At 44.7% G+C, this 17175-nt stretch carries 15 protein-coding genes; 9 read left to right on the forward strand and 6 right to left on the reverse strand.

The window, feature by feature from the left end; all coding sequences use genetic code 11:
- Positions 1-26: 26 nt before the first annotated feature.
- Positions 27-1361: a dihydroorotase gene (locus AC6H1S_RS05220; RefSeq protein ID WP_497566020.1), complete on the reverse strand. Its 1335-nt coding sequence runs from the start codon at positions 1359-1361 to the stop codon at positions 27-29.
- 229 nt (positions 1362-1590) lie between these two features.
- Here AC6H1S_RS05220 and AC6H1S_RS05225 point away from each other — a divergent pair, with 229 nt between their 5' ends.
- From AC6H1S_RS05225 to AC6H1S_RS05245, 5 genes are all read left to right on the forward strand, one after another.
- The gene (locus tag AC6H1S_RS05225; protein ID WP_497565407.1) at positions 1591-6432 is read left to right on the forward strand and encodes an MBG domain-containing protein; all 4842 of its coding nucleotides are present in this window, start codon (positions 1591-1593) and stop codon (positions 6430-6432) included.
- A 200-nt stretch (positions 6433-6632) separates the two neighbouring features.
- Positions 6633-7967: a DEAD/DEAH box helicase gene (locus AC6H1S_RS05230; protein ID WP_199140790.1), complete on the forward strand. Its 1335-nt coding sequence runs from the start codon at positions 6633-6635 to the stop codon at positions 7965-7967.
- Entirely contained in the window at positions 7964-8227 is a 264-nt protein-coding gene (locus tag AC6H1S_RS05235) for a hypothetical protein (RefSeq protein ID WP_199140789.1), read from the forward strand. Before AC6H1S_RS05230 ends, AC6H1S_RS05235 begins: the two co-directional genes overlap by 4 nt.
- 74 nt (positions 8228-8301) lie before the next feature.
- The gene (gene gldC / locus AC6H1S_RS05240; RefSeq protein ID WP_199140788.1) at positions 8302-8637 is read left to right on the forward strand and encodes a gliding motility protein GldC; all 336 of its coding nucleotides are present in this window, start codon (positions 8302-8304) and stop codon (positions 8635-8637) included.
- A 96-nt stretch (positions 8638-8733) separates the two neighbouring features.
- Positions 8734-9135: a hypothetical protein gene (locus tag AC6H1S_RS05245; protein WP_497565408.1), complete on the forward strand. Its 402-nt coding sequence runs from the start codon at positions 8734-8736 to the stop codon at positions 9133-9135.
- 59 nt (positions 9136-9194) lie between these two features.
- On the opposite strand, the gene AC6H1S_RS05250 is transcribed toward AC6H1S_RS05245, so the two are convergent.
- Together AC6H1S_RS05250 and AC6H1S_RS05255 are read right to left on the reverse strand one after the other, a co-directional pair.
- Positions 9195-9458, reverse strand: a complete 264-nt coding sequence (locus AC6H1S_RS05250; RefSeq protein WP_497565409.1) for a hypothetical protein — start codon at positions 9456-9458, stop codon at positions 9195-9197.
- 64 nt (positions 9459-9522) lie between these two features.
- Positions 9523-11436, reverse strand: a complete 1914-nt coding sequence (locus AC6H1S_RS05255) for an SEL1-like repeat protein (protein ID WP_497565410.1) — start codon at positions 11434-11436, stop codon at positions 9523-9525.
- A gap of 400 nt (positions 11437-11836) precedes the next feature.
- Here AC6H1S_RS05255 and AC6H1S_RS05260 point away from each other — a divergent pair, with 400 nt between their 5' ends.
- Positions 11837-13780 carry a sensor histidine kinase gene (locus AC6H1S_RS05260; protein WP_497565411.1) on the forward strand — a complete coding sequence of 648 codons (1944 nt, stop codon included), beginning with the start codon at positions 11837-11839 and terminating at the stop codon, positions 13778-13780.
- The gene (locus AC6H1S_RS05265; protein WP_497565412.1) at positions 13777-14517 is read left to right on the forward strand and encodes a LytR/AlgR family response regulator transcription factor; all 741 of its coding nucleotides are present in this window, start codon (positions 13777-13779) and stop codon (positions 14515-14517) included. The genes AC6H1S_RS05260 and AC6H1S_RS05265 overlap by 4 nt, the downstream gene beginning before the upstream one ends.
- A 2-nt stretch (positions 14518-14519) precedes the next feature.
- Here AC6H1S_RS05265 and AC6H1S_RS05270 read toward each other — a convergent pair whose 3' ends face one another.
- Positions 14520-15035 (reverse strand): DUF421 domain-containing protein, encoded by a 516-nt coding sequence (locus tag AC6H1S_RS05270; RefSeq protein ID WP_199141552.1) that lies wholly within the window; start codon positions 15033-15035, stop codon positions 14520-14522.
- A gap of 1 nt (position 15036) precedes the next feature.
- The gene (locus AC6H1S_RS05275; protein ID WP_199141553.1) at positions 15037-15525 is read right to left on the reverse strand and encodes a methylated-DNA--[protein]-cysteine S-methyltransferase; all 489 of its coding nucleotides are present in this window, start codon (positions 15523-15525) and stop codon (positions 15037-15039) included.
- A 191-nt stretch (positions 15526-15716) separates the two neighbouring features.
- On the opposite strand from AC6H1S_RS05275, the gene AC6H1S_RS05280 reads away from it, so the two are divergent.
- The gene (locus AC6H1S_RS05280) at positions 15717-16379 is read left to right on the forward strand and encodes a heme exporter protein CcmB (protein ID WP_199141554.1); all 663 of its coding nucleotides are present in this window, start codon (positions 15717-15719) and stop codon (positions 16377-16379) included.
- Here AC6H1S_RS05280 and AC6H1S_RS05285 read toward each other — a convergent pair.
- Positions 16376-16624 (reverse strand): hypothetical protein, encoded by a 249-nt coding sequence (locus tag AC6H1S_RS05285; protein WP_497565413.1) that lies wholly within the window; start codon positions 16622-16624, stop codon positions 16376-16378. The two genes, AC6H1S_RS05280 and AC6H1S_RS05285, sit on opposite strands and share 4 nt — an antisense overlap.
- A 23-nt stretch (positions 16625-16647) precedes the next feature.
- On the opposite strand from AC6H1S_RS05285, the gene AC6H1S_RS05290 reads away from it, so the two are divergent.
- On the forward strand, positions 16648-17046 hold the full coding sequence (locus AC6H1S_RS05290) for a hypothetical protein (protein ID WP_199141556.1): 399 nt from the start codon (positions 16648-16650) through the stop codon (positions 17044-17046).
- Positions 17047-17175: the final 129 nt, after the last annotated feature.

The following is a 17175-nucleotide window of genomic DNA, read 5'->3' on the forward strand; positions in this document are numbered from 1 at the left end:
CCGATTAACTTAGCCTTTCCATCAAATTATCTGGTAAAACTGAGCCTTTTTCCGGTTTCGCTGGTGGTAAATTTGCCTTTGTAGTAAGCTAGGTTGCCCGATACAAAAGTATGGGTGATGCTGGCCCTAAAAGTTTCGCCATCAAAAGGCGACCAGCCGCATTTGTAAAACACGTTCAGTGGCGTGACCTTAAAGGGGTCATTCAAATCGACAAGCACTAGGTCGGCCCAATAACCTTCCCTAATGTAGCCTCGTTTTTCGATGTCGAAGCAGATGGCCAGGTTATGTGCGGTTTTTTCCACTATTTTTTCCAGGCTGATTTTGCCTTGCAGGTGCATTTCTAATAGGGCAGGCAGCGCATGTTGTACCAATGGCCCACCAGATGGCGCCTGCAGGTAGGGTTGGTTTTTCTCGTCAAGGGTGTGAGGCGCGTGGTCGGTGGCAATCACATCAATATGGTTGTCGAGCAGCCCTTGTAAAATACCCGCTTGGTCGGCAACTGTTTTAACTGCTGGGTTCCACTTGATGAAATTTCCCTTGCTGGCATAATCCTGGTCATTAAACCAAAGGTGGTGTACACAGGCTTCGGCGGTAATCTTTTTATCTTTGAGTGGCGTGGCGGCATCAAAAAGTGCTACTTCCCTAGCTGTCGAAATATGGAGGATGTGCAGGCGGGTTTGGTAGCGTTTGGCCAGTTCGACCGCCAGTGAAGAAGATTTGTAGCAGGCTTCGGCGCTGCGGATCAAAGGGTGCATGTCTATGGTAATTTCATCGCCGTATTGTGCTTTGAAAGATGCCATGTTTTCTCTGATGGTTTGCTCGTCTTCGCAATGTGTGGCTACTAAAATAGGTGCTTTGCTAAAAATGTTTTCGAGTGTTTGCTCATTGTCTACCAGCATGTTTCCGGTTGAGGAGCCCATGAATACTTTGATTCCGCAAACTTGTTTCGGGTCGGTTTTCAGTACTTCTTCGATATTATCGTTGCTGGCCCCCATATAAAATGAGTAGTTGGCCAGCGAGCTTTGCGCCGCAATGGCGTATTTATCGGCCAATAGTTCCTGGGTTAAGGTATTGGGAACGGTGTTGGGCATTTCCATAAAAGAGGTTATCCCTCCCGCAACGGCGGCCATGCTTTCGGTAAAAATATCTGCCTTATGTGTTAGTCCAGGTTCTCTGAAATGTACCTGGTCGTCGATCATGCCGGGCAAAAGGTAAAGGCCTTCGGCATTGATTTCTTGTGCCTCTGGCGCGCTAAGGTTTTGTCCGATTTTTGCTATTAATCCATTTTTAATTAAAACATCGGCAGTCTTTTGTTGGCCTTCATTTACGAGGGTAGCATTTTTGATCAGGTAAGTATTCATGCTTTCAAAGATAAGCATTACAATTTAACCAGTGGATAAACAAGGCTTCAAATTGCATCAAACAAGCTCTTGGTATATGTATTTGGCCCTTATTGTTTTGTAACAGGAACATTACGCCAAATGGGGTATTGAGATCGCAAATATGAGGTAATTTTATATTTTCATCCTTAATTGTCCCAAACATGATTAATGCTCAAATCAAGGACCTATTTTATTAAAAACGATGGCTATGAAGAAGATTTACTTGGTAAAATGCTTTGTATGGTTTTTGCTTTTTGGGTTCGCATTGGCTTCCCGTGCACAAACCACTTATAATTTTGATGCCGGCGCGGTTATTTCGCAACCTCCGGGGTCTATTTGGAATACCCAGGCCAACATTACCATAGGAGGGGTAGCCTATAAGCTTACTGCTTGCTGCAACGGTGGTTTTTCTAACAGTGCCACCAATGGCAACGGCAACAGTGCTTCCTTGCAAAAAGACGGCTCTGGCGGCGATACTTTTGTGCTTGAACGGGCAGACGGACAGCCTTTCCAGTTCTATGGCTTTTATGTGGGACAGGAAAGTATCAACAGTTATGTAGGCGCTTTTCCGGGTATTCCGCCTTTTTATGAAATTACCTATACCAAAACCGTAGGTGCTCCCGAGGTAGAAGTTGATAATACGCCGGTTTCTGGAGGCACTTATACTACAGGCGGAAAAGTTTATACGAAAAACCTAACCGTTACACAGGTGAGTATTTTATTTAAGGCTAACAACAGGTATTGGATAGATGACATTAGGGTAGGTGTTGTTACCGGTACAGAAGTTGCACCAACCGTATCTTCGGCAGCAGCAAGTGCAATCACTTCAAATACTGCTACTTTGGGTGGCAATGTTACTGCCGATGGTGGTGCCAGTGTAACCGAAAGGGGTATTGTATGGTCGACCACAACCAACCCAACCACGGCCAATAATAAAGTAATCATGGGCAGTGGCACAGGAACTTTTAACGGTAACGTGAGCGCTTTGCCTTTTAGCACGACAATATACTTTAAAGCCTATGCCATTAATAGCCAGGGTACGAGTTATGGCAGTCAACTGAGCTTTACTACCCTTGCGCCAACCATCGTAGTAAATCCAACCATCGTGTCTGGGGCCACGGTAGGTGTGGCCTATAGCCAAACCTTTACCGGAAGCGGCGGTACTGCACCTTATTCGTTTGTAATTAGTGCGGGTACGGTGCCTATTGGTTTATCGTTAAATACTGCAACAGGTACTTTATCGGGGATGCCCACTTCGTCAGGAACTTTCAATTTTACCATCAAAGCTACCGATGCATCGGGGAGTGGCGGTCCGTTTTCGGGCACCAGATCCTATACAGTTGTAGCGGCACCACCTGTTACTTCGGTTACGCCAACTACGTTGTCTGCCGGAACTGTGGGTAATGCTTATAGTCAAACCGTCAGCGCAAGCGGAGGTATAGCTCCATATAATTACGCCATTACGGCTGGATCGTTGCCAGCAGGCATTACCTTAAATAATTCTACGGGAGTTTTGAGTGGTACGCCAACTGCTGGAGGAATCTTTAATTTTACCCTTACGGCAACAGGCTCATCAACAGGGACAGGTTCGCCCCATAGCGGATCAAGGGCATATACCTTAGCCATTAATGCGCCCACCATTGTTGTAAATCCGGTCACATTGCCTACACCTAATATTGGTGTAGCCTATTCGCAAACTTTAACTTCTACGGGAGGTACTAGCCCTCGTTCGTTTGCCGTTACGGCTGGATTTCTGCCAACAGGCATAACCTTAAATGGTGCTACTGGTGTTTTAAGTGGTACGCCAACTGCTGGAGGCACTTTTAATTTTACCATAACCGCAACGGATGCTTCTGCCGGAAATGGCCCTTATACCGGTTCCAGGGCCTACACGTTTACTATTGGTGCGCCAACGGTTGTCGTTAATCCGGCAACTTTGCCTAATGCAGCCATAGCTTCGGCCTATTCACAAACGATTACAGCTAATGGTGGTACATTGCCTTATTCTTTTGCGGTAAGTGCAGGTTCTCTGCCAGCAGGTGTAACCTTAAATGGCGCTACTGGTGTTTTAAGCGGAACACCAACTGCTGGAGGCACTTTTAATTTTACCATAACCGCAACGGATGCCTCGGGAGGTGCCGGGCCTTATACGAGTCCAAAGGCTTATACTTTGGTAGTGGCGGCTCCAAGCATTGCCTTGGCACCTGCATCATTGCCTGGAGGAACCGTAGCCTCGGCTTATAGCCAAACCTTAACTTCGAATGGCGGTACCTCACCTTACACTTATTCGGTAACCAATGGCACTTTGCCAAACGGTTTAATGCTCAGTTTGGCAGGCGTGTTAAGCGGTACGCCAACAACAGGAGGCAATTATACTTTTGATATCAGCAGCACCGATTCTTCTACCGGATCAGGGCCTTACAGCGCTACTAAAACATACAGCCTCGCCATCAATTTTCTGCCTCAAACCATTACTTTGGCCTCGGCTGCAACAGCCAATTATGGCGATGCGGATATAGATCCAGGTGCCACAAGCAGCTCGGGTTTGCAGGTTAGTTATTCGACCAGCGATCCTAGCGTAGCCACAATCGTAGCTGGCAAGGTACATATTGTAGGTGCCGGAACGGTAAATATCTTTGCTAATCAGGTCGGAAACGGCACTTATGCGCCGGCAACTCAAAAAACACAAATTTTAACCATTAATAAAGCGACCTTAACCTATGTGGCCGATGCGTTGAGTAAGGTTTATGGAACGACCAACCCTGGCTTTACAGGTACGGTAACCGGTTTTAAATATGCGGATAACTTAGGAAATGCCACTACAGGAGCAGCAGCCTTTTCAAGTGCGGCGACCAACCTAAGCCCAATTGGCACTTATGCCATTAATGGTTCTGGTTTAACGGCAGCAAATTATACTTTTGCGCAGGCAGCTTCAAACACTTCTGCATTAACGATTACGCCAAAAGCAATTACGGTTACGGCTTCGGCAGGCCAAACTAAGGTTTATGGTACCATCGATCCTGCTTTAACGTATAGCATTACCGCAGGCGCGCCACTAATCGGCACTGATGCCTTTACCGGTACGCTAACCAGGGCCGTTGGCGAAAATGTTGGCTCCTATGTTATTAATCAAGGTACCTTAAGCTTAAACTCGAACTATACACTTACTTATGTAGAGGCAAGTTTCGCCATTTCGCCTAAAGCTGTTACGGTAGCTGCTAATAGTGGCCAAACGAAGGTATATGGCTCGGCAGATCCTGTCTTAACCTATAGCATTACAGCTGGCGGTCCTTTGGTTGGCAGCGATGCCTTTACAGGTGCATTGGCTAGGGTAGCCGGCGAAAATGTTGGTCCTTATGCTATTAATCAAGGTACGCTGGCTTTAAATGCCAATTACAGCCTCAGCTATACACCCGCAAACTTTGCCATAGCACCTAAAGCCATTACAGTTACAGCTAATGCATCGCAAAGCAAAACCTACGGACAGGCCGATCCAACATTTGCCTATGCCATTACAGCAGGTGGGCCATTGGTAGGTAGTGACGCCTTTACAGGTGCACTAACTAGAACTGCCGGCGAAAATGTAGGACCCTATGCAATTAACCAAGGCACTTTAGCACTCAATGCCAATTATACATTGAGTTATGCCGGTGCTAACTTTACCATTAATCCAGCAACATTAACCATTACAGCCGATAATAAAGAGCGCTTTTTTGGCGGGGCTAATCCGCCTTTAACGGCTAGCTATACCGGCTTTGTAAATAACGAAACCAATGCGGTACTGACTACCCAGCCTGTGCTGGCTACTGTTGCAACACCGGCAAGCGCCATTGGCGATTACCCAATAACCGTAAGCGGGGCCGTAGCACAAAACTATGCCATCGCTTATGTAAATGGAGTGTTGAAAGTAAAAGCAGGTGCGCCAACCAATATCATTTTGGCAGGAGTTACCTTGTACGAAAACAGACCTGCGGGTACAAATGCAGGTTCATTGAGCAGTACTTCCGATGATCCTTCGGCCACTTTTGCCTACACTTTGGTAAGCGGAACAGGCGATACGGACAACGCCTTGTTCACCATTGCCGGAACCAGCATAAACACCACAGCCAGTCTCGATTTCGAAAACAAAGCCAGTTACAGCATCAGGGTAAAAAGCACAACCCAGTTTGGCCTCTCGCTAGAAAAAGTGTTCACCATTGCAATTGCTGACGTAAATGAGGTGCCTACCTTGGCTGCCATCAACAATATTACGCACTGTTATACCGCCGTGGCACAAACCGTAGCGCTTTCGGGTATCAGTGCCGGACCAGAAACTGCGCAAACTACCACTGTTAGTGTAACCAGCAATAATGCCGCTTTGTTCGAAAGCCTAACTGCCACCAAAAACGGAACCACAGGTTCGGTAAACTATGTGGTCAAAAATGGTGCGAGTGGCGTAGCTACGGTTACGGTAACCATTAAAGACAATGGTGGCACGGCTAATGGGGGAGTAGATACCTATTCGAGAAGCTTTACCCTAACAGTGAATCCTTTGCCGGTTGTAACCATTACCAGCGACAAAGGTGGCAGCATTAGCAAAGGCGACCTTGCACGCTTAACGGCTACTGGTGGCACATCTTATTTATGGATGGCCGATAATAGCATTATTAGCGGACAAAATACGGCAGTTCTTACGGTTAGGCCACAGGTCAATACCGTTTACACCGTAACCGTAACCAATGCCAACTCGTGTGCGCAAAGCCGAAGCTTTACCCTGAATGTGGTAGAAGACTATGCGAAAATCAATGCCAGTAATATATTGACTCCGAACAACGATGGCTATAACGATAAATGGATAATCGATAACATCGATTTTTATCCGAACAATGAAGTAACGGTGTTTGACAGGGCAGGAAGGATAGTTTATAAGAAAAAAGGCTACGACAACAGCTGGGATGGTACGGTTAACGGTAGTCCGCTGAGCGAAAATACCTATTATTACATCATTGATTTCGGAACTTCGCGATTGAGGTTCAAAGGCTATATTACCATACTTAGGTCAACGAAATAGCCATACCAGCTAAAATAAGGTTAAACGATAGAAGGCTTGAATGTTGGACAACCAATTTTCGAGCCTTCTGCTTTTGCCCTCAACCTCAACCTTCCACCTTCAACCTTCAACCTTCAACTTTCCACCTTCCACCTTCCACCTTTTGCCTTCCACCTTCCTTCCCCATCAACCTTAACTAAGATTTGCTATCTTTGCAGGCTATGGCAAAATCATTCGAAGAATTCAAGCTCAACAGGCAGATTTTAAATGCAGTTGCCGATGCAGGCTTTACAGTAGCCACGCCCATCCAGGAAAAAGCCATTTCGCCGGTGCTGTCTGGCCAGGATATTTTTGGTATTGCCGAAACCGGAACGGGTAAAACCGCGGCCTATGTGCTGCCCATGCTCATGAAGCTGAAATATGCACAGGGCGATTCGCCTAGGGCATTGATTTTGGCGCCCACAAGGGAGCTGGCTATGCAAATTGCCGAGCAGGTTAAATTGTTTGCCACTTATACCGATTTGCGGACGGTGGTTATTTTTGGTGGCATTGGTCCTAAAACCCAAAAAGAACAAATCAAAGCAGGCGTAGATATTCTGATTGCTACGCCAGGTCGCTTTTTAGACCTTTATTTATCGGGAGATATCAATCCTAAATACCTGCAGTTCTTGGTGCTCGACGAAGCCGATAAAATGATGGATATGGGCTTTATCGGTTCTATACATCGTATTTTGGAAGTAGTGCCCCGTAAACGCCAAAACCTGCTGTTTTCGGCTACCATGAGCGAGCTGGTGCATAAAATTGCAGGCGATTTTCTGAAGCACCCAACCCTGGTCCAGGTTGCCGAGCAGGCCACGCCAGCCGGCACGGTAACACAGGTGCTGTACGAAGTGCCCAATTTTAAAACCAAAATCAATTTGCTGCAGCATTTGCTGAAAGATGATGAAGCGTTTAATCGCCTGATTATTTTTTGCAAAACCAAAACCGTTGCCGATAACATTTATAGCAATATGATGCGCAGGTTTGGCGAAGATGCCGTTCGGGTAATCCATGCCAACAAAGGCCAAAATACACGCATCAATTCCATCAACGATTTCAAGGAGGGCAATATTCGTATACTCGTAGCAACCGATGTAGCATCGAGGGGTATCGATGTGAGTGACGTAAGTCATGTGATTAATTTTGATGTGCCTATTGTCACAGAAGATTATGTGCACCGTATCGGACGTACCGGCAGGGCTTTTGCCACCGGCGATGCCATTACTTTTTGCAACGAGGCCGAAAAATACTACCTCAAGAAAATAGAAAAGCTGATCAGGCAAACCATTGCCCGCTTGCCTATTCCCGACGAAGTTTTTGTGGAGGAAACACCCTATGAAGAACGTCAGCAATTGGCTCGCGAAATAGACAACCAAAAGCGTAAAGAGGATCCCGACTTTAAAGGTGCTTTTCACGAGAAGAAGAACGCCAAGCAGATCGAAGCCCGTGAAAGAGAGAAGGCTAAAGCCAAAGCGGGTAAAAAGCCCTTTAAAAAGGCCAAACGTTTTAAGTCATGAAATTCAGATTAACACCTTTAAATATCATTACCGCTCTGGGCCTGGCTTTGTTGGTTGCCAGTTTTTTCGGGCCAGCTACAGGTAAGGGCCAGTTAAATTTTGGCGGTTTTTACAAATGGCTGCTCTTGGCGCTTGTAGTGGTAACCTTTGTAAGCGACCTTATTTTTAGGTTTGCCCTCAAAAGCCTGAAACGCATTTGGATGGTAGAGCTGCTGTTTATCGCAGCTACCGCCATTCTGATTTTAATATTACAAAAGTAAAACGATAGTCGCTGTAATATGCTTGCTAAAATCAGCATATTTGCACTTTTAAAATCGCGTAAGCACAACATACAATGAGGAAAGCAGAAATCAAGATTACCGTAGAGCTAGACGACAAAAACATGCCCGAGCAAATTCTCTGGGAAAGTACCGATGCCGAAAACAAAGACCAGGTGCCGGTAAAATCGATGATCTTAGCGCTATGGGACCACAACTATAAAAACTCGATGCGTATCGACCTTTGGACCAAAGACATGCCGGTTGACGAAATGAAACGCTTCTTTTACGAAACCCTGCAAACCATGGGCGACAGCTTTTTAAAGGCAACGGGCGAAAAGAACATTGTAGAAGACCTGCGCGATTATTGTGCGCATTTTGCCGATAAAATGGGTATAGACACCAGAAGATAACGCCATTTTTCAATTTGCCTTGCTAGCGTACGGTCTAGCGCTTAACTTTATCGCAAATTATCCAACATTCATTTAAACCAGCGTAACCGCCATCAGATGTTAGTCGTAAAAAAAATCAATGCTTATATAGGATTAATCCTGGCTACTATTGCCATCACCATTGCACCGATGTTAAGGGTTCCATTAAAAGGCAACTGGACTTTGTATGAGGCCGACCCAAGGTTGCTTTACATTTCTATGGCCATTTTAGGACTAACTGCATTGTTGCTCTTTGTACGCGCACTTGGTGCTTTTAGGGTGATGGCTATCGTTACGCTTGTTTGGAGCGCGTTAATGCTCATTGCAGTTTGGTTTAAGGTGCACAATTATTTTGGTTCCAAATTCTTCGACAGGATGCTGTCTAAAACCATCCATTTCCAATGGGGCTGGGTTGTTTTGCTGGTAGCCGTGATCTTATTGGCCACCAGCGTAAAGAAAGAGCGTTTGGAATTGAAATAGGCATTGCAGAACTGTTGTCTTTCAAAAACCTTATCGAAACCTGAAAATACATGCCCTAATTAAAATTCTGAAACAGACGGGTTGCCTACATCAACTCCTGAGTAGCTGGTAGCACAGAATGCTGGTTGAGCGGCCAAGTTAGCTCCGGGCGTATTTGAGCATTTTACACAAATCCTATCGCCTTCACCACCTGTCCAATAATTTCCTTCGGCTACATATCCCGAATAAATGATTGTCATTTGCTCAAATGCTGGGAAACCATGGCCTTTTCTTACTTCGGCATTTAAGTAATTTTGTCTTGCTCTTAATAATGGATAACTCATGTTATTGTTTTTTATCACCTACTTTGTAATCCGGTGTTCGGCTTGTCCGTCTTAAATTGTTTATCTATTTGCAATACTGTTTGTCTGCTTTGCAGGCTTTTTTAAACCATTTTTCGGCTTTGTTTTCGTCCTTTTCTAAATTTGGTCCGCCTTTTTCATAAAGTTGCCCTAGGTAGTACATCGCTTTGGCGCCTTTCTTTTCGGCATCTTTTTCGTAATAAGCCTGTGCTTGCTTCCAGTCTTTTTCTACGCCACCTTCACCAAGCTCGTAAATAACGCCAGCGGCGGTGTAGGCCCCAGTGTAGCCATTCCTAACCGCTTTCAAATAGGTTTCTACAGCCAATTTGCCATCGGTTTTTCTAACCGAATTACCATAGTTGTACAAGAGCGTAGTATATTTGCTGTCAAACCAGTTGCTTTCTCCCTTGCCAATATCGAGCTTGTTTTTGGGGTCGTTTTCCATGAGCTTAAGCGTACGTGCAAGCCATACGGCTGCGCTGTCTTTTTTATCCAGCTTTTCCTTATTGTAATAGAGATCTGCTATTTTATCGGCTAGCCAGTAGTTCCTTTTTTCTTCGGGAGTATTGTAATAGTTGATCGTGTAGTACCTAACTGCGTTATCATAATCTTTCAGTTCTTCATATTTGCTGGCTATTGTATAAGACATGGCTACGGCTTTATCAGATTTGAGAAGTTTCGAAATTTCATCCAATGAACTGGTTTTATATTTGTTTATTTCGGATGCGGCGCCACTGTAGTTCTCGGTTTTGTAACCTTGCAAATAAAGGTTGGTAAAAGGCTGGCTTTTTTCTAGCCGGAACAAGTCTGAAAACCGATACGAATAATTGGTGATATTGTTTGTTGTATAGCTGCTGCTGCTGTAATTGGTATAGCCATCGTACTCGTAAAAATGAAACTGCTTCAGAAAATCGAATAGCTGAGAGTTGGCCAAATGGTTGCCATAAACTTGGTTATTTGCTGTGAAATCTAGTGTATAAAGCATATCGCCATCACTCAGTAGCATATGCCTGATTGTAGCCTGAACGTTATTGGCAAAATCGATGGTAGCCGTTTTGCCTTTTGAATCTTCGGTATACTTCGATATTTTAGCATACGAAAAGCCAATAGCCTCTACATTGGCCACGATAAAATCGCAATAGGTTTCGAAAAACTTTGGATCTTTAAGCGTGGTTACCCTTCTTTCTGCTTTCTTCTGTGATTCTATAGCTGCGTTTTGGGCTTCAATTCTTTTTTGCTCTTTCCGTCGCTGCGCATCGGCCTGGATTGAGGAAATTAAATCGATTGTTTGTTGGCCTAGCTGATTAATGGCCTCTATTTTTCTTTGGGTATTAACCGCACCCTGGTTATTGTTGGTACTTGCAACAGGTGGCGTGTAGGTAGGTAAACTCACCGTTGGCGTATTGTTGTAAATGGGGTTCTGACTGCTTGCAGGAGCCGAACCGGAACCTGGATTGTTTGGCGAGCCTTTGCCAGCTGTTGTTGAAGGACCGTTTTGTGGATTGTTAGCGGTTTTCTTAGGATTGATCTTATAATTCGGCGTTCCGTTATCACATTCGGCATAATTTGGATAACCTTCAATGTTGGTGCTGCAACCGCCATACCTTTCGGCAAAACAAACTTTGGTAACACGAACGGTAAAATTGGTAGAACTTGATTTATAGGGAACAGACGTGTAGGTTTGCGTTCCCCCGGGCTGCAAAGCGCCCCAGCCGCCATGTATGCTGTTTTCGCCACCAATAATAACCTCGCCATCAAAGCTTACGGTTTTTGAATAATTGTTTTTCCATCGCACATTCCACCAATAGCTGTTTGTGCTTTTGTTAAAACCTAGGTTCATTATGCTATACTGAATGCCTTTATAGCACGAAACAGAAGTCCATGGACCCCATTGGGAGGTTTGCCCAAATACATAGGCTGTTTGCCAAAGAATAAACGTAAGGAGTATATACTTTTTCATGATGGTTGGTTTTGATCAAAGATGATGTTCATGCCTAAAAAGGTTTATCGCTTAACAAGAGGATTCAGGTAGGTACTTTGGCCATATTGCGGCCAGAAATGAGAACGGTGCAAATGCCAATAAAATAGACCCATTGAGATACATTATTTATTGTTTGTTTATGCTAAGCTATCAAGACTGCAATGATTGTAGAGGATAATTGAGTGAGCTATGCGATTTTGCTGGTAAGCTATTGTGTATGTTGAGTGTAATGGAATTGTATGCCGCGGCAACCAGCAAGCCTTTTTGCCTTAGCCTAAACAGTAAATAGGCCATCTCACAGCTGCAAAGGTAAATCCCACTCAATTTTGGATTCTTTTGCTGCTTTTTCTGATTATCTTTAAATATCAAATCTCTTGCTATGGGGTCGCTAAAAAGCGCATGTTTAAAAATATCGTTGTTTTTATGGCTTGTTGTGTTGGCCAGTCTCCAGGTTTCGGCACAAAAAAACAGCAAACCCATATCCATTAATGCGGCAGCCAAATACACCAATTTTTTAAGCCAAGCCGATTATGCCATTTCGAAAAAAAACAACAAAACGCTGGCCGAGCTGCACATACTAAATTGGAAGCCTTTAGATAGTACTTTGAAGGCTCTTCAAGAATTCCCAGACACAGTACTGCAATATTGGATACATTTTAGCACCAAAAACGATTATCCAACCGATACGACCCTGCTGCTCAAAGTGGCCACCAAGATGCAGCATACGGTGCTGTATGAGAAAGTTGGTGGTCAGCTGCAGCTGCTGGGCCAAACCGGTTTTGGCTCCAGGATTTCGGACCTCTCGATCAACGGCGATTACTGGCGGCTCAAATTGCCACTTAAACACGGACAGCAGCAGGATTTCTACCTGCTCAACCAAAAATACATCTACAATATTTTGCCACAATATCCACAGATTGAAACTTTGGATGTGGCCTACAGCGAAAAAAACAATGAGATCGTCTCCCTGTTGTCGAGTTTCCGGAACATTAAATTATGGGTGGCCGGTTTTTATTTTGCGGTTTTTATCTATTGTTGCCTCAAGTATTTTTTTCAGCGGAGAGATGTGGCTTATTTCTATTATGCCTTGGCTTCCATCTTCTTGTTTTTAAGGTATTCTTTGCAGGTAGATGCCGTGATTTTCGAAACGGCGTGGTGGCCAGGCATCAACAACGATTTTATTTACCTCCTGTCGTTCGTGCCCCAGAATTTCTTCTACATCCTTTTTTTGGCCAAATTCCTGGAAATCAAAAGCAACCGTTTTTTAAATGCGTTTGCCAACTTTTGCCTGGTACAGTGGGTTTTGATGATCGTGGTGATGTGTGTGCATTATGCAAGGCCTGAACTTACACTGGTTACCAAGATACTGTGGATTTACAGCTCGCTGCCTTTCCTTGTCCTCACACTTTTGCTAAGTTACCATACCAGGCCAAAACCCAATAGGGGCTATCTGCAGTTTGCGTTTGCAGGCCTGCTTACCATTTCGGTGGCGCTAATGTATACGATGGTCCCTAAATGGCTTAATCTCTCTGGTTATTTGCCCGGCTGGTACACTGCGTTGAGCAAATATGTAGATTTGGTAACCGTTGCTTTTGTAATAGATACCATTTTGTTTTTAACCGCACTGGCCTATCGGGACAGGCAAAGCGAGCTGGAACGGATCGACCTCAAGATCAAAAACGCCGAAAACGAGCACAAGATCTTGCGCCTGCAGATGAACCCCCATTTTATTTTCAACTGCCTCAACTCCATTAACCTCTATATCGAAAAAAACGACAGCGCTTTGGCCTCCAGTTACCTGAGCAAATTTTCGCAACTGATGCGCCTTTCGCTGGTACATTCCCGAAAAGAAAAAATCGTGCTGGCCGAAGAGATCGCTGTGCTGAAGCTTTACCTGGAAATGGAAACCATGCGCTTTAAGGGCAAGTTGAACTATGTTTTCGATATTGAAGCAAACGTAGATGTCGATTTTATAGAAATTCCGCCAATGCTAATACAGCCTCATTTGGAAAATGCCATATGGCACGGACTGATGCATAAAAGCGAAGGCGGAAAAATCGTTATCCAAATTAGCCAAAATCTAGTGGCGCAAACCTTGAATGTTACCATAGCGGATAATGGTATTGGCCGGACCAAGGCTGCCGAACTGAAGAGCAAGGCCGCCGAAAAAGAAAAATCTTATGGGACGCTGATTACCAGCGAGAGGATTGCTATTTTTAATCAGAAATTTAACGCCGATACCAAGCTCCAAATCGAAGACTTATACGATGAAAATAATGAACCTGCCGGAACTTTGGTATCTATCAACATCCACCTGGTATGAAATTGTTAACCGCATTAATTGTTGATGATGAGGAGGATAGCGTAAGTCTGTTGCGCATCCAGCTGCAAAAATACTGTCCGCAGATTGGCGACATTTTTGCTTTTACCAGCCCTTTGCGGGCCCTGGAAGAAGTAGAGATTTTAAAGCCTGACCTGGTTTTTTTAGATATTGAAATGCCAGAGCTGAACGGTTTTCAGTTTTTGGAGAAGCTGATGCCACTTAGCTTTAGCGTGGTTTTTATTACGGCCTATAATGAATTTGCCATCAAGGCGTTTAGGTTCAGTGCGTTAGATTACCTGGTGAAACCCATTTATGTGGCCGATTTGATGGAGGCCGTTAAGAAAGCGATCGATATAGGCAAGCCTTCCGAATTGCAACTTGATCTTTTTCAGAAGCAGCTGCAGCTGGCGCAAGTGAACAAAATAGCCATAAGCTCCCTTAACGGCATTGTTTTTATCCACCTGGATGAAATTCTGTATGTAGAAGCCAGCAGCAACTACTCTATTTTGGTTTTGGCAGATGGCGAGAAAGTGATTGTCTCCAAGACCCTAAAAGACGTACAGGAAATATTAGAACATCGGCATTTTTTTCGGATCCACCGCCAGTACATCATCAATTTGAACAAGGTAAAGCACTTTAACAAAAACGACTGTCTGCTGACCATGGAAAACGGCAAACAGCTGCAGGTAGCGCGCATCCAAAAAGACAAGCTTATCGAAAAGTTTGGCGTGGTTTGAGGCTATTCGTTTAGGCCCAAGGTCTTGTGTATCTTTTTGCGCTTAAAATGTGTTTGCTTGAGGTTTTTTTCGCCGCTGATGATGCTGATGTTGCCATCGACTTCAAAAATGGCTAGTTTTACATCTTTGTAGTGCTCAACACCATGTTCGCGCATGGCCTCTTTCAGCTCTTCGTCGCTAATGCCCAACCTGCTCAACTTATCGAAATTGAGCTTTCCGTTATGGATGAGTATTTCTGGATGCTGCAAGATCAGGTTTCTCAATCTTTGGCTTTTGAAAAGCAGTTTTTTGAGCACAAAATTCAGGATAAAAAGTACGGCTGCCGCAGCCAGTCCGCCAAGTAAGGTCGTATTGTCGCCAACCATGGCATTTTGTACGGCATTGCTAATCAATAAAATCAGAACTACATCAATAGTGTTCAGTTGCGAAAGCTCTTTTTTGCCTGTTAGCCTAATGGCTACAAGCATAAAGGCGTAAACAGATAAGCTTCTCAGCGCGATGTCTAGGTAAGGGTTCATTTTAAAATTTAAGGCTCATTTGTCCTTTTCCAAGTATTGCTCTTTCGTGTTCCAGCAGCCATTGCTTGCGCCAAAGTTCGCCTGCGTAACCAACCAGTTTGCCGTTGCTGCCAATTACCCGGTGGCAGGGCACCACAATGGCAATATTGTTTTTGCCGTTGGTAGCTGCAATGGCCCTAATGGCCAGCGGATTGTGCAGCTGCTCGGAAAACTTAAGGTAGGAAATCGTATCACCATAATTAATGGTCAGCAGGGCCTGCCAAACCGTTTGCTGAAATTCGGTGCCGGTTTGCGCCATGGGGAAATCAAATTCCTGCAATTGGCCCTCAAAATAGGAGCGGAGTTGCCGTGCGGCTTTCTCGCTTACCGCATTGGGGCTGAGCCCGCTAATGTCCTTTGTAGCAAAGGTAATTACGTTTACGGCCTGCTGGTCTGCAAAAACGAGCACATCGCCAATAGGGCTTTTCACTACGCTGCAATAGTTGTCCATATACAATATTACGAGTTTTATTGCTTAGTTCATTAGTGGGTTGGTAAGTTGGAAGGCTGTAATGTTGGTAACTGTCAACTGCAAACTCCGAACTATGATTGTTCTTCGTCTCTACAAAAAGATTTAGCGCCCAACCACGGACGTTTGACTTCGGACTCTTCACTAAAGCCTCGAATTGCTATCTTTGCCTCATGCAGCTCATCCATCAGGTTAAACACCTCATCAGAAAGGAAATTCTCTTAGAATGGCGTTCCAAATATGCGCTCAATGGAGTTTTGCTTTATGTGGTGTCGACTGTTTTTGTCTGTTTCCTGTCATTTGTGAGTATCCCCAAGCTAACCTGGAATGCCCTGTTTTGGATCATCATGCTTTTTGCCTCTATCAATGCCATTGCCAAAAGCTTTATGCAGGAGAGCAGGGGCAGGCACTTGTATATTTACACGCTGGTAAGTCCGGTTGCACTGATTATTGCCAAAACGGTTTACAACAGTTTGTTGATGGTGGGCCTAACGCTGATTGCTTTGCTGTTTTACAGCATGGTGTTCAATTTTCCAACCGGAGCCGATGTGCTGATGTACCTGGTAGCCGCGGTGTTGGGCAGCCTGAGTTTTGCCACCATCTTTACCATGGTATCGGCTATTGCCTCTAAAGCCGGTAATGGGGGCATGTTGATGGCGATCCTCAGTTTTCCGGTGATCATCCCTGTACTTATCGTGCTCATCAAGCTTGCCAAAAATGCCATCGACGGTTTAGACCGAAGCGTAAGTTTAGACGATATTGGGCTTATGCTGGTGATCAACGCCCTGGTGATGACGGCATCTTTGCTGCTGTTTCCTTATTTGTGGCGAGATTAATCGGTTTTTCCTGTAAATAACGGCTTGTCAAACGATTGTGCTGACTTTTGGCTGGCGCCTGCTTTTTGCACTAGTACTGCTGCGGGCCCGGAAGCCATTAAGGCTGTTAAGTTGTTATTAGACAATAACTTGTACGCAAACGATTGTGTGCATCTATTTTTCCGAATAAGCTTAATTTTTTGAATCTTGTAGTAAGCCAAGTCGCTAGGCGGATGCTTTTTAGGCTTGGCAAATTCTTCCATCATTCACCCTTCAAACCTTAAAAAACATGAAAACAACAGCACGTTACCTCGTATTGGCTTTAACGGCCGCTCTCTGTCTTTTCAGTGGCTTTAAGCCAGCAACCAGCCAACATAAGCAGCTGCGTAAAGTATTGCCGCCAATTGTGGTGACCGAAAATTTTACGGCCGATAATGGCGTACCCGGTTCGGCAAGCCTCAGCTACACGGCCGGACAGGTTTACACTGGCGTTCAAGCCACCATACAAGGCCTGGGCACCATCAACCTAACCAGTGTTTCACATTCGCCAGGCACCATTAATGTAGACAAGTTTGAAGGCTATGTGGCGGGTTCTTACTACGAATACTATATTTATGTTACCGTATCCGGAAGTCCGACTTTGGGCTGGAGAATAGATTCGGCAACGGCGACATCCATCGTAATTTGATCTCTTAAACACGGACAAACCAGCAATGCAGGCCAAGTCGCCTGCATTTTTTTTGCCTTGGGGTTCGACTTTTGCTGTCCAAATGGTCATTTTAAAGTATTTTATGCCAAATGTGCGCAAGCCTTGCGA

This window comes from Pedobacter sp. TM02, from assembly GCF_059705275.1.

What these genes read in the sequence shown, in the direction of transcription:
- AC6H1S_RS05265 (WP_497565412.1), top strand. Translation starts at nt 13,777, where the DNA reads ATGAAATTGTTAACCGCATTAATTGTTGATGATGAGGAGGATAGCGTA.
- AC6H1S_RS05260 (WP_497565411.1), top strand. Translation starts at nt 11,837, where the DNA reads ATGGGGTCGCTAAAAAGCGCATGTTTAAAAATATCGTTGTTTTTATGG.
- AC6H1S_RS05255 (WP_497565410.1), bottom strand. Translation starts at nt 11,436, where the DNA reads ATGAAAAAGTATATACTCCTTACGTTTATTCTTTGGCAAACAGCCTAT.
- AC6H1S_RS05285 (WP_497565413.1), bottom strand. Translation starts at nt 16,624, where the DNA reads ATGATGGAAGAATTTGCCAAGCCTAAAAAGCATCCGCCTAGCGACTTG.
- gldC (WP_199140788.1), top strand. Translation starts at nt 8,302, where the DNA reads ATGAGGAAAGCAGAAATCAAGATTACCGTAGAGCTAGACGACAAAAAC.
- AC6H1S_RS05250 (WP_497565409.1), bottom strand. Translation starts at nt 9,458, where the DNA reads ATGAGTTATCCATTATTAAGAGCAAGACAAAATTACTTAAATGCCGAA.
- AC6H1S_RS05225 (WP_497565407.1), top strand. Translation starts at nt 1,591, where the DNA reads ATGAAGAAGATTTACTTGGTAAAATGCTTTGTATGGTTTTTGCTTTTT.
- AC6H1S_RS05245 (WP_497565408.1), top strand. Translation starts at nt 8,734, where the DNA reads ATGTTAGTCGTAAAAAAAATCAATGCTTATATAGGATTAATCCTGGCT.
- AC6H1S_RS05280 (WP_199141554.1), top strand. Translation starts at nt 15,717, where the DNA reads ATGCAGCTCATCCATCAGGTTAAACACCTCATCAGAAAGGAAATTCTC.
- AC6H1S_RS05270 (WP_199141552.1), bottom strand. Translation starts at nt 15,035, where the DNA reads ATGAACCCTTACCTAGACATCGCGCTGAGAAGCTTATCTGTTTACGCC.
- AC6H1S_RS05290 (WP_199141556.1), top strand. Translation starts at nt 16,648, where the DNA reads ATGAAAACAACAGCACGTTACCTCGTATTGGCTTTAACGGCCGCTCTC.
- AC6H1S_RS05220 (WP_497566020.1), bottom strand. Translation starts at nt 1,361, where the DNA reads ATGAATACTTACCTGATCAAAAATGCTACCCTCGTAAATGAAGGCCAA.
- AC6H1S_RS05275 (WP_199141553.1), bottom strand. Translation starts at nt 15,525, where the DNA reads ATGGACAACTATTGCAGCGTAGTGAAAAGCCCTATTGGCGATGTGCTC.
- AC6H1S_RS05235 (WP_199140789.1), top strand. Translation starts at nt 7,964, where the DNA reads ATGAAATTCAGATTAACACCTTTAAATATCATTACCGCTCTGGGCCTG.
- AC6H1S_RS05230 (WP_199140790.1), top strand. Translation starts at nt 6,633, where the DNA reads ATGGCAAAATCATTCGAAGAATTCAAGCTCAACAGGCAGATTTTAAAT.